Annotated in this window: 11 protein-coding genes; all 11 read right to left on the bottom strand. The window is 75.6% G+C overall.

Going from position 1 to position 11941, the window contains the following annotated elements:
• Positions 1-96: 96 nt before the first annotated feature.
• Positions 97-918: a 4'-phosphopantetheinyl transferase superfamily protein gene (locus ACZ7IF_RS15825; RefSeq protein ID WP_470970702.1), complete on the bottom strand. Its 822-nt coding sequence runs from the start codon at positions 916-918 to the stop codon at positions 97-99.
• 30 nt (positions 919-948) lie between these two features.
• Positions 949-2346, bottom strand: coding sequence for an alkaline phosphatase family protein (locus tag ACZ7IF_RS15820; RefSeq protein ID WP_470970696.1), 1398 nt, complete (start codon positions 2344-2346; stop codon positions 949-951).
• Positions 2343-3557, bottom strand: a complete 1215-nt coding sequence (gene eboE / locus ACZ7IF_RS15815; RefSeq protein ID WP_470970689.1) for a metabolite traffic protein EboE — start codon at positions 3555-3557, stop codon at positions 2343-2345. The genes ACZ7IF_RS15820 and eboE overlap by 4 nt, the downstream gene beginning before the upstream one ends.
• A 21-nt stretch (positions 3558-3578) precedes the next feature.
• Complete coding sequence (locus ACZ7IF_RS15810) at positions 3579-4436, bottom strand: TatD family hydrolase (RefSeq protein WP_362474144.1); 858 nt, start codon at positions 4434-4436, stop codon at positions 3579-3581.
• Positions 4437-4467: 31 nt separating this feature from the next.
• Entirely contained in the window at positions 4468-5151 is a 684-nt protein-coding gene (locus ACZ7IF_RS15805; protein ID WP_470970681.1) for an EboA domain-containing protein, read from the bottom strand.
• Positions 5148-6044: a sugar phosphate isomerase/epimerase family protein gene (locus tag ACZ7IF_RS15800; protein WP_470970679.1), complete on the bottom strand. Its 897-nt coding sequence runs from the start codon at positions 6042-6044 to the stop codon at positions 5148-5150. The genes ACZ7IF_RS15805 and ACZ7IF_RS15800 overlap by 4 nt, the downstream gene beginning before the upstream one ends.
• Positions 6041-7027: an SCO3242 family prenyltransferase gene (locus ACZ7IF_RS15795; protein ID WP_470970674.1), complete on the bottom strand. Its 987-nt coding sequence runs from the start codon at positions 7025-7027 to the stop codon at positions 6041-6043. The genes ACZ7IF_RS15800 and ACZ7IF_RS15795 overlap by 4 nt, the downstream gene beginning before the upstream one ends.
• Positions 7024-8235 (bottom strand): inositol-3-phosphate synthase, encoded by a 1212-nt coding sequence (locus tag ACZ7IF_RS15790; RefSeq protein WP_470970671.1) that lies wholly within the window; start codon positions 8233-8235, stop codon positions 7024-7026. Before ACZ7IF_RS15790 ends, ACZ7IF_RS15795 begins: the two co-directional genes overlap by 4 nt.
• 271 nt (positions 8236-8506) lie before the next feature.
• A complete protein-coding gene (locus tag ACZ7IF_RS15785) occupies positions 8507-9295 on the bottom strand; it encodes a Tat pathway signal sequence domain protein (RefSeq protein ID WP_470970664.1) in 789 nt (262 codons plus the stop codon).
• Positions 9296-9494: 199 nt separating this feature from the next.
• Positions 9495-10925: an MFS transporter gene (locus ACZ7IF_RS15780; protein WP_470970658.1), complete on the bottom strand. Its 1431-nt coding sequence runs from the start codon at positions 10923-10925 to the stop codon at positions 9495-9497.
• Complete coding sequence (locus ACZ7IF_RS15775; protein WP_470970653.1) at positions 10922-11938, bottom strand: ornithine carbamoyltransferase; 1017 nt, start codon at positions 11936-11938, stop codon at positions 10922-10924. The genes ACZ7IF_RS15780 and ACZ7IF_RS15775 overlap by 4 nt, the downstream gene beginning before the upstream one ends.
• Between the last annotated feature and the right edge of the window lie 3 nt (positions 11939-11941).

The raw sequence follows: 11941 nt of genomic DNA, 5'->3' as shown, positions 1-11941 counted from the left end.
CTCCGGGATGGGGTCGGTCCTCCGTGCGGGGAGGTCGGCCGGACCGGGCCCGGACCCCACGGGGGAGGGATCCGGACCCGGAGCCTGGTGGCGGGGTCAGGACGGGCGGTGGCGGTGGACGGGGCCCAGGGGGGAGCCGTCGACCGGGCGGGCCAGGGAGGCCGACCAGTTGCCGTCCAGGTCGAGGTCGTCGATCTGCCAGCGGCTGACCTCGCCCTGGTAGCCGTGCTCCACCTCGACCGGGCCGGGCGTGCCGGGGGTGACGTCCAAGGCGTTGAGGTCGATGCCGAGCAGCCCCAGCCCGACCCCCTTGAGCACGGCCTCCTTGCGGGTCCACACCCGGTGGAAGGCTGCGGTCCGCTCCGGTCCGGCGGGCAGCGACAGGATGTACGCGTGCTCCGCCGGCGCGAGCACCACATTGGCCAGGGAGCCGGACTCCACGGGCCGCAGCGCCTCGACGTCCACCCCGATCCAGTCCCCGGCGTGCAGGGCCAGCACCCCGCAGCCGCTGGTGCGGGTCAGGCTCACGGCGAGCCCGACGGCCGGGCTCGCCACGGCCGGCGGGCCGTGCTCCAGGTCTCCGCAGCCCGGGCAGACGCGGCGGCCGAGGGCCACCGTACGGGCCTCCACCCCCAGCAGCGCGCCGATCGCACGCCGGGCGGCGGCCCGGGTCCGGATGAACGCGGCGGCGTCCCTCTCGGCCCGGTAGCGGCGGGCGCGTACCTGCTCGACCTCGTCCAGCAGGTCGAAGTCGGCCTGGTCCACCCGGTCTTCGAGCGGCCACCACCACACGTGCGCCTCGCCCGTGGCGCGCAGTCTCGCGGCCTCCCGTGCGGCCGTTACGGGCACGGGCAGCACACCGGTCGTGGCGGTGTGGTCGATGCGGCCGCGCACGGCGGTCAGGGTCTGGCTCGTCATCGGGTCCTCCTCTCCCCCTTGAGGGCGTTGTCAGGTCAGTCCGCCCAGGCGCAGGAGCAGGTCCTTCACCTCGGTGGCGTGGTAGCGGGGCCGTTCCTGGGACGGGTCCGAGCAGAGCAGCACGGGCGCGTCCCGGTCGTCGCCGGGCAGCCGTCCGTGGCTGCCGCGGACGCAGCCCGGGTCGAGCGGCACCACCTGGAGCGGTGCGCGCATCCCCGCCTTCTTCTTCAGCACCGCGAGGGCCGCCTTCGCCTTGGCCGCCGGATCGGCGGGGTCGAAGAACAGCTCGGCCGGGTCGTAGCCCGGCTTGCGGTGGATCTCGACGCCGCGCGCGAAGTCCGGGGCGCGGCCGTCGTCGAGCCAGTAGTAGTACGTGAACCAGGCGTCGGGTTCCGAGACGGCTACGAGCTCGCCGGCGTTCGGGTGGTCGATGCCGTGGTCGGCCTGCTGGGTGCGGTCCCAGATCTCGTCGACCCCGTCCAGGGACTTCAGCACGTCGCGCACGCGCGGGACGTCGGCCGGGTCGGCCACGTAGACGTGGGCGGCCTGGTGGTCGGCGACGGCGAACGCCCGGGAGGTGTACGGGTCGAGGTACTCCATCCCGCGCTGGGTGTAGACGGACAGCAGTCCCTCGCGGCGCAGCGCGCGGTTGACGTCCACGGGCCGGCTGACCGGCGAGATGCCGTACTCGCTGAGGGCGACGACGGTGGTGCCGCGGTCGCGCAGGTCGGCGAGGAGCGGGCCGAGGGCGGCGTCGGCCTCGCGGGCGGCCCGGACGGCCTCGGGGCTGTCGGGGCCGAACCGCTGGAGGTCGTAGTCGAGGTGCGGGACGTAGATGAAGGACAGGTCGGGGTCGCGGGTGTCCGCGACGTGCCGGGCGGCGCCGGCGATCCACCGGGTGGAGGTGAGCGAGGCGGTCGGACCCCAGTAGTTGAAGAGCGGGAACTCGCCCTGGGCAGCGGTCAGTTCGTCGCGCAGGCCGGCGGGGACGGTGTAGCAGTCGGGGGCCTTGCGGCCGTCGTAGTGGTAGACGGGGCGCGGGGTGAGGACGGTGTCGACGTCCGCGCCCATGGCCCACCACCAGCACAGGTAGGCGGTGGTGTGGTCGGGGTCGTGGCGGCGGGCGGCCTGCCAGACCTTCTCGCCCCGGACGAGGGCGTTGTGCTGGCGCCACATCATCACTTCGCCGTGGTCGCGGAAGTACCAGCCGTTGCCGACGGCCCCGTGCTCGCGGGGCAGGGTGCCGGTGGTGAGGGTGGCCTGGACGGTCGCGGTGACGGCGGGGAACACCGTGTCGAGCGGGGCGGCGAAGCCCTGCTCGCCGATGGCCCGGACGTTCGGCATGTGCGGCAGCAGCCGGGGGGTGAGGCCGACGGTGCACAGGACGGCGGTCTTCTTCCGCCGGACGGCGGGGGTGGGGGCGGTCATGAGCCGGGCTCCTTCTGCGCGGCGGGTGCGGTCGGGGTGGGGCCGGACGCGGTCAGGCCGAGCGCGGTCAGCTCCCGTGCCGTCCAGGCGAGTTCGGCGGCGATGCCCCGGGCGAGGCCGGCCTCGCCGACGGGCCGGGCCTCCTCGGGCAGCACGGACCAGGTGTACGTCTCCACCTCGATGTGGTCGGTGACGGCGTGGTCCCCGCCGAACAGGGTCCGCAGGGTGTCGCGCAGCACCGGCCCGGTGGAGGACAGCGGCGGGGCCGGCTCCTCGTGCAGCGGCACGTGGTAGTGGATGCGCCAGGGCGCCTTGCCGGGCAGGGCTCCGGCCAGGGCCGGCCCGAGGTCGTCGGAGCCGTGGAGTCCGGTGCCGTCGGGCCCGGCCTCGCGGGTCTGGTGCAGGAAGCGCGGCTCGGCGAAGGCCGCCAGCGCCTCCCGGACCCGGGGGTCCTGCGGGTCGGTGGCCTCCAGGGCGCTGGAGGCCTGGAGCTTGACGACCTGGAGTCCGGCCGCGAGCAGCCGGCCGACGGCGGTTTCGGGGTCCTCGTGCGCGACGGCGAGGTGGCAGGCGTCCAGGCAGAGCCCGATCCGGTCGTGGTCGACGTCGGACAGCACCTCGATGGCCTGCTCGGTGGTCTCGGCGACGCAGCCCGGTTCGGGCTCGACGGCGACGCGCACGGTCCGGCCGGTCTCCTCCTCGATCCGGGCGAGGCCGGCGGCGAGCGCGTCGAGGTTGCGGGCGGCGGCGGCCGTGCGGGTGCGTGTCCAGGCGGTGCGCCAGGCCAGCGGCAGGGTGGAGACGGAGCCGCGCTGGGCGTCGTCGGGCAGCAGTCCCGCCAGGATCCGGGCCAGGTTCAGGGTGTAGCCGAGCCGGGCGGGCTCGGACCAGTCCGGGTAGTACACGGCCCGCTTGACCACCGGCGCGTGGAAGCCCCGGTAGGGGAAGCCGTTGAGGGTCACCGTCTCCAGTCCGCGGGCGGTGAGCTCGCCGCGCAGCCGGGTGACGGCGGCCGGGTCGGCGGCGAGGGCCGCGGCGGCGTCCACGGGCAGCCACAGGCCCAGGCCGACGAGGGGCTCGCCGGTGGCCCGGCGGACCGGTTCGGCGTACGTGTCGAGCTGGGCGGTGATCCCCTCCAGGGTTTCCGCGGGGTGCACGTTGGTGCAGTAGGCGAGGTGGACGGCGGTGCCGTCCGGGTGGCGGAAGCGCATCAGGCGTTTCCTCTTTCCTGATCAGTTTCCGCCGCGGGCGATGGAGTTGCCCGCGTAGAGGCCGGCGGCCTGGACGTCGGTGTATCCGTCGAGGCCGAGGCGGCCCGACTGGGCGTAGAAGGCAACCGGGTTGCGCCACAGCACGCGGTCCACGTCGTCCTCGTCGAAGCCGGCGGCGAGCATGGCCTCGGCGGTGGCACGGGTGAGCAGCGGGTCGCTGTGGCCCCAGTCGGCGGCGGAGTTGACGAGGATCCGCTCGGTGCCGTGCTCCTTGAGGATGGCGACCATGCGGTCGGGGGTCATCTTGGTGTCGGGGTAGATGGAGAAGCCCATCCAGCAGCCGGAGTCGCGGACCTCGCGGACGGTGACCTCGTTGAGGTGGTCGAGGACGACGAAGCCGGGGTCGATGCCCGACTCGCGGATCACGGCGAGGGAGCGCCCGGTGCCGCCGGCCTTGTCGCGGTGCGGGGTGTGGACGAGGGCGGGCAGGGCGAACTCGACGGCGAGGGCGAGCTGGACGGCGAAGGCGTGGTCCTCGGCCTCGGTGACGGTGTCGTAGCCGATCTCGCCGACGGCGACCACCCCGTCCTTGGCGAGGTAGCGGGGCAGCAGGTCCAGTACGGGCGTGCAGCGCGGGTCGTTCGCCTCCTTGGGGTTGAGGCCGATGGTGCAGTGGTGGCTGATGCCGAACTGGGCGGCGCGGTACGGCTCCCAGCCGAGGAGGGCGTCGAAGTAGTCGGTGAAGCTGGCGGGGGAGGTGCGGGGCTGGCCCAGCCAGAACGCGGGCTCGACCAGCGCGCGCACGCCGGCGGCGTGCATCGCCCGGTAGTCGTCCGTGGTGCGGGACGTCATGTGGATGTGCGGGTCGAAGATGCGCATGGTCGGGGCTCCGGTAGGGGTAGGCGGTGCGTCAGTTGTCGAGGGTCGCCACGACCCAGAGGTCGGCCGGGACGGTGCGGTCGGCGGCGCGCCGTTCGGCGGCGAAGCCGTGTGCCATCCGGGCGAGTTCGGCGTCGCGGCGTTCGTGCAGTCCGGCCACCTTGGCCAGCGGGATGCCGGTGAACAGGCACTTGAGGACGGCCTGGCGCCAGCGGTACTGGTCGAGGTGGGCGCGGGCGTAGGGGCCGAGGGCGGCGGCGATGAGCCGGTTGTCGTTGGTGCGCACGGCGTCGTCGGTGAGGTGCACGGCGCGGGCGCCGACCGGCAGGAACGGCAGGGCGCGCAGGACGCCCCGCCGTTCGGCGGCGTCGCCGTGCGCGTACCGTTCGGCGGCTTCGGCGGCCAGGGCGGCGCCGGAGGTGCCGTACCGGGTCAGGGCGAGCAGCAGGACGGTGCGTACGGCGTCCTCGACGGCCCAGTCGGCCCAGCCGGGCAGGGGGCCGCGGCCGTACTCGCGTCCGGCGGCGGGGAAGCGGCGGTCCAGGGCGGCGGGGCCTTCTGCGGCGACCGCGTCCTCGGCGGCGGTGAGCCGGGTGCGGTGTTCCTGGTCGAGGACGGAGCGCAGGGACTCCCGGAGGGTGCGCAGGGTCAGCGCGTCGTGCACGGCGCTGTCCGCGAGGGTGGCGGGGGGCGGGGCGAGGGTGGGGGCGGTCATACCGGTACGGCCTCCTTCTGGTGAGTCCGCTGCCGCGGGCGCCGGCCGGCGGCCGCGTGCAGGAAGGCGATGCTGTGGCGGGCGGAGTCGGCTCCGGCGTGGCTGTGGCGCGGCAGTTCGACGGAGACGAGCCCCTGGTAGCCGGTGTCGGCGAGGGCGCGCAGGACGGGCGGGAAGTCGATCTCCCCCTCGCCGAAGGGGAGGTGCTCGTGCGCGCCCCGGCGCATGTCCTCGATCTGGACGTGGGCGAGGCGGTCGGCGGCCAGGGCCACGCAGTCGGCGACGGGCCAGGGCTCCAGGCACCGGCAGTGGCCGAGGTCCAGGGTGAGCCGGAAGCGGTCCGGCCGGCCGAGGTCGGCGAGCAGTCTGCGGTAGCCGGCGAGGTCGGAGACGAGCATTCCCGGCTCGGGTTCGAAGGCGAGGTCGATCCCGGCGGCCTCGGCGTGGCCCACGGTCTCGGCGCAGCCGTCGACCAGCCGCTGCCGGGCTTCGTCGGCGGTGGTGTCCGGGTCGGGGGTGCCGCTCCAGAAGTGGACTGCTCCGGCGCCCAGTTCGGCGCCGATGGCGACGGCCCGGCGCAGCAGGTCCAGGCGCAGCCGGCGGCCCTCGGGCTCGGCGGACAGCAGGGTGGGGCGGTGCTTGCGGTACGGGTCGAGGAGGTAGCGGGCGCCGGTCTCGACGACGACGGCCAGGCCGGTGCGGTCCAGGGCGCGGCGGACGGTGTCGACGCGGGCGGCGAGGTCCGGGGCGTACGGGTCGAGGTGCTGGTGGTCCAGGGTCAGCGCGACGCCCTCGTAGCCGAGGTCGGCGAGGAGGCGCAGGGCGTCGCCGAGGCGGTGGTCGGCGAGGCCGTTGGTGCCGTACGAGAACCGGAGCGCGGCGGGTGCGCTCATGTCGGGGAGACCTTCCGGGCGAGCCGGCGCGCCACCGGCAGGGCGGCGGCGAGCGTGGCGGCGAGTCGGGGGGCTCCGGCCCGGGCGGCCAGGGCGGCCTGGAGGGGCAGGAGGGCGTGGATGCCGGCGCCGACGGCCCGGCGCACCTCGGGGGCCGCGGGGTGGCGCAGCACCCGGGCGAGGGCGGGTCCGTAGCCGGCGCCGTAGAGGGCGAGGGCGGCGCCCTGTACGGGTCCGGTGCCGCGGCGGAGGGTGCCCGCGGCGGCGGCGGCCGAGGCCAGCGCGGTCAGGGCCGCCTCGTGCGGCGGGGCGCCCGCGACCTCGTGGCGGCTGAGCCGGGTCAGGGCCAGGGTGTGGCCGGCGACGGCGGCCGCCGGCGCGAGGGCCGGGCGGGCGGGGCCGGAGCCGGTGCCGTGCAGGACGTCGAGGCCGCGGGCGGCGGCCATCACGGCGGGCCCGAAGGGGGTGTTCTTGGCTCCGAGGTCGTAGGCCCAGACGGCGGCGGCCAGGGGCAGGGTCCGGGTGAGGACGGTGCGCGTCCCGCCGGCGAGGGCGGCGGCGCCCAGTCCGGCGGCGGTGAGCGCGGCGGCCGTGGTCAGTGCGGCACGGGGGCTGATCCGGCCGGACGGCAGGGGCCGTTCGGGCCGCTCGGCGGCGTCCTGCTCCCGGTCGGCCCAGTCGTTGAGGGCCATGCCCGCCCAGTAGAGGCAGACGGAGGAGCCGGCCAGGCCCAGGGTGCGGGGGCCGGCGCCGCGTCCCGCGGCCAGCGCCCCGGCGAGGACGTCGCCGGGGACGGTGACCGCGGCGGGCGCCCGGAGCAGCTCGGCGTAGGCGCGCAGGGTGCGGCGGGCCCGGAAGGCCCGGCCGGGGAAGGGCGGCAGGCGCAGCGGCCCGTCGGGGGCGGTGGTGCGGGGGCGGCCCGCCCGCCCGGCCGCGGCGGCGGTCGCGGCCGGGCTCAGGGCCGGGCCGGCTGCCGGGGTCACGGCCGGGCCCCGGTCAGCGGGTCCGGCCGTACCGGCGCGGGGGCGGAGGCGGGGGCGGTGGCCCAGGCGCGCAGGGTCTCGTACTGGAGGGTGAGGTTGTGCTCGGTGGAGCCGGCCGGGTCCTTGAAGAAGAAGCCGAGGGCGGCCAGCGCCCCGGCCTCGCCGCGCCGGCCGGCCAGCGCGGTGAGCCGTACGAGGTCCAGGACCAGCGGGGCGGCGAGCGCGGAGTCGCAGCCCTGCCAGGTGAACTGCATGGTCATGCGGACGCCGAGGAAGCCCTCGAAGGAGATGTGGTCCCAGGCGGTCTTCCACTCCCCCATCTCCGGGACGTTGTCGATGTGGACCTGGCCCTGGACGGCGTGCCCGACGGTCTCCTCCAGGCTGCGCTGCTTGGACTCGGTCTTGGAGCGGGCGGCCGCCGGGTCGGCGAGGGTCGCGCCGTCGCCGCCGCCGAGCAGGTTGGTGCCGGACCAGGAGCGCAGGCGCAGCGCGCGCTGGGTGAACATGGGCGCGAGGGCGCTCTTGACGAGGGTCTCGCCGGTCTTGCCGTCGCGGCCGGCGTGCGGGACGCGGCGCAGCCGGGCCAGTTCCTCCAGGGCGGGCAGGGCGGCGCCCGCGGAGGGGGTGAAGTTGACGTAGGAGAAGCCGGCGGTGAAGGCGGCGTAGGCGTAGAGGGAGCTGGCGGGCAGGGTCACCGAGCCGGCGGCGAGGCCCGCTTCGAGGGCGGCGAGGTCGAGGAAGGCAGGGTCGGGCTCGGGCAGCGGCTCCGTGGAGGAGACGTTGACCACGACGACCTGTTCCAGGGCGTGCCGGTCGCGGAAGGAGGCCATGTCCTCGGCGAGGCGGGCTGCGGTCTCGGACTGGGGCTCCCCCGGGCGGGCGGATCCGTCGCGGATCTCCAGCTCGGCGGCGGCCAGCGGGGTGTCCAGCGCCTTGAGGACGGACGCGGGCAGCACTCCCGCGTCCACGAGCTGCCGGGCCCTCGCCGACAGCGGTGTGTCGACGACGTCGTGGCCGCCGAACACCAGGTCGGCGAGGGCCGGGAGGGGCGCGTCCGCGAAAGGGGGAGTTTCGGTGACGCACCCGACGGGGGAGGCGGCACCCGCGACGATGGCGGCGGCGCCGGCGACGGCGGCCGTGGCGACCGAGCCTCGCGCGCCGACCATCCAGACGCCGATTCGGGGTACTGATCCGGTCGTGTCTCGCATGGTGTGCCAATCCTCCTGAGCCATAAGGAACGTGGGGGCCGGGATGTGGGGGGGGCGGGGGGGGGGGGGGGGGGGGGGGGGGGGGGGGGGGGGGGGGGGGGGGGGGGGGCTGGGGGGGGGGGGGGGGGGGGGGGGAGACTCCCCCCCACCGCCCCCCCCCCCCCCCCCCCCCCCCCTCCCCCCCCCCCCCCCCCCCCCCCCCCCCCCCCTCCCCGCTCTCCCTTCCCCCCCCTCCCCCCCCCCCCCCCCCCCCCCCCCCCCGGGGCGGGTCCTACTTGCCCATGTCGGCGGGGTGGGGCCAGACGTCGAACGCCGCGGTGACCTTGGAGTCGGAGCGGCACAGCCACTTGGCGGTGACCTTGTTGACCACGTGCCTGGGCAGGTGCTTGTTGTCGTTGGCGTCGTTGACCGGCTTGCCGATCGACTGGAGCTCCCAGGCCATGCCGGTGAGGCGGTTGATGTGCGCCCAGAAGCGGCGGTCGATGTTCAGCAGCTGGAAGGACTGCAGGTAGGCGTGCCAGCGGTGGTAGGCCTGGGTGGGGGTCGGCGGCGTGTAGTTCATCATGTGGACCTTGTTGCCGGCGGGGCGGCGCGGGTCGAACAGGGTGCCCTGGCCGAACTCCTGGAAGGCGAAGACGAGGCCCTTCGGGTCGCGGCCGTACCACTTGTCGTAGACCTTCTTCTGCTCGCGGGAGAGCAGTTCGAAGTGGGCGCGGTTCGGCTGGATGATCTCCATCCAGCTGCGCGGGTAGCGGCCGCCCTTGCGGGTGGCGACCCAGGCGTCGTACGACTTGGTGAACCCGCCGAAGGGGGCGGTGATCGCCCCGACCGCGGCCTTCATCTCCGCGGTGGGGTTGTAGTACGACATCTCGTCGTAGTCGTACCAGAACTCGCTCGCCCAGCGGTCGCCGACCAGGCCCTCGACCTTGGGCAGCTCCGGGCGGTGGCGGCCGTGGGCGGCGGCCGGCGTCGCGCCGACGAGTCCGACGGTGGCGGCGGCTCCGGCAACGCCGAGGGCGGTCCGCAGGACGCTCCTCCGGTCCATGGAGTTGAGCGGCATTGTCGTGCTCCTTCAGGGTCTGGCGCGGATGCGGACGGGCATTCGGGGGACTGCGATGACCTGTACTTTTCCGTGGCCCGCTATGGCCGCTCTATACGTTCCGTACGTGTGCCCGGACCCCGGGAACGCGGCCGCGCAGGCCCCCTGGGCGGGGGCCTGCGCGGGCACGGGACGGGTACGGAAAGGGGTGCGGAAGCGGCTACGCGTCGAGGGGGTTGCGGCGCAGGGCGGGCGAGAGCAGCGCGCCGAGCGCGGTGAGGCCCATGGCGACGCTGAGGCCGAGGACGGTACGGGTGGGCCCGTACGCCTCCAGGGCGAAGCCCGCGGCGACGGGTCCGGCGGCCATGGCCCCGCCGCCGACCAGCATGGCGAGGGAGTTGGCCCTCCCTCTCATCCTGTCGGGGGCGACGCGGACCATGAAGACCCCGCCGGCGACGTTGAAGACACCGCCGACGTAGCCGCTGGCCGCGAACAGGGCGCCGAGGGCGAAGGGGTCGCGCAGGACGGCGACGGGCACCATGAGCGCGGTCCAGACGGACAGTCCGCCGAGGACCAGGGTGCGCAGGGAGAACCGGGTGGCCCACCAGCCGCCGCTGATGGCGCCGACGAGCCCGCCGGCCCCGCTCAGCGAGAGGACGAGGCCGATCTCGAACTGTGAGCCGTGGTTCTCCTGGATCCCGGTCATCACCGCGAGGTTGAGGCCCTGGAAGAGCAGGTTGGAGACGGCCACGGCGGCCATGACGGCGCGCAGGAAGTGCTGGCGCCACATCCAGACGAGGCCCTCCTTGACGTCCGCGACCAGGTCGGGGCGCGGGCCGGTGCGCTCGGCCTGGAGCTTGCCCCGGACCCCGAACAGCAGGGCGACGGAGGCGAGCTGGCCGACGAGCGCCGCCACGTAGGGGAAGGAGGCCCCGAGGGCGACCAGGCCGCTGCCCAGGGGCTGGCCGGCGATGGCCGCGCCGCGGGTACGCGCCTCGTTGCCGGTGAGGGCGGCGGGGAGCTGTTCGGCGGGGACGACGGCGGGGACGGCGGCCCGCTCGGCGAGCTGGTGCAGTACGCCGAGGGTGCCCTCGACGAAGGCGGCGGCGAGCAGGGCCCACAGCCAGACGTGTCCGCTGAGCAGCAGCGCCGCGACCGCTCCGGCGACCAGCGCCTGACCGAGGCCGGCGCCGAGCATGATCCGGCGCCGGTCCCAGCGGTCGACGAGGGCGCCGCCGGGGAGCTGGACGAGGAGCTGCGGGAGGAGCAGGGCGGTGCCGACCAGGCCGGCGTCGCCGGGCGAGCCGGTGAGCCACAGCACGGTGAGCGGGTAGGCCACCGCGGTGGCCCGCCCGGCGAGCAGCGAGAGCCCGGCGCCGCCCCAGAGCAGCGAGAAGTCCCGGTTCCGCCGCAGCGGCACGGCCTCCGTCGCCCCGGCCACGGCTTCGGCTTCGGCTCCGGCTCCGGCTTCGGCTTCGGCCTTGGCTTCGGCCACGGCTTCGGCTCCTGCTCCGGCTCCTGCTCCTGCTCCTGCTCCGGCCTTGGCTGTGGCCTCGGCCTCGGCCCCGGCCTTCGGGGCGGCCCCGGCGTCCTGCGTCAGGTGCCACTGGAGGACCGCCGGGTCCGTCGCCGTCTTCGGCGGCGGGGTCACCGTACGGCCAGGGCGGGGCGGAGCCCGGCCAGGTCGTCGGCGACCGCGTCCGTGTCCGGGCCGGAGTGGGTGTACTCCAGTACCGCCATGGCGCTGTGCATCTTGTTCGTGGCCTGGGCGAAGGCGATGCTCATCGGCCCGTCCAGCACCTCCGCGGTGACCTCCTCGCCCCGGTGGGCGGGCAGGTCGTGCATGAAGGCGGCGCGCGGACTGGCCTCCCACAGGCCGGCGGTGACCTGGAACGGGGCGAAGATCTCCCGCCAGTTCGCGTCCGGCTTCTCGGTGCCCGTGGTCTGCCAGCGCGTGGTGTAGACGACGTCGAAGCCCTCGGGCAGCACGTCCATGTCGTGCCGCTCGACGAGCACCGCGCCGGTGCGCCCGGCCTGGGCCAGCGCCCGCCGCGCGATGGAGGGCAGCAGCCCGTAGCCGGGCGGGGTGCGCAGCTCGAAGTGGACGCCCGGGAAGCGGGTGAGGGCCAGGGCCAGGGCGGCGGCGGTGTTGTTGCCCTCGCCGACGTACAGGATGCGCAGCCCCTCGATCCGGCCGAAGTGGCGCAGCAGGGTGGTGAGGTCGGTGAGGGCCTGGGTGGGGTGCTCCTCGGCGCTCATGGCGTTGACGACGGCCATCCGGTCCTGGGCGGCCCAGCCGCGCAGTTCGGCCTCGGGGCCGGCGGTGCGGGCGACGAGGACGTCGAGCATCCCGGACAGGACGCGGCCGGTGTCCTCGACGGACTCCCCGGTGTTGAGCTGGAGGTCGCCGGGGCCGTAGGCGACGATCCGGGCGCCGACGCGCAGCGCTCCGGAGGAGAAGGCGGTGCGGGTGCGGGTGGAGGTCTTGGCGAAGTAGATGCCGGCGACCAGGCCGTCGAGGGCGTCGGAGCCGGTGGCGGTGCCGGCCGAGAACTCGGCTCCCCGGGCCACGATCCGGCGCAGGTCCAGGTCGGTGAGGTCGTCGATGGAGATCAGGTGGCGGGCGGGGCGGCGGCCCTGCCGGTCGGTGGTGTGGCGGTCCATCGG

Source organism: Streptomyces sp. NPDC037421 (assembly GCF_055602105.1).
The sequence above is the reverse complement of the archived record's forward strand: the minus strand, read 5'-3'. Positions and strand labels throughout refer to the sequence as shown.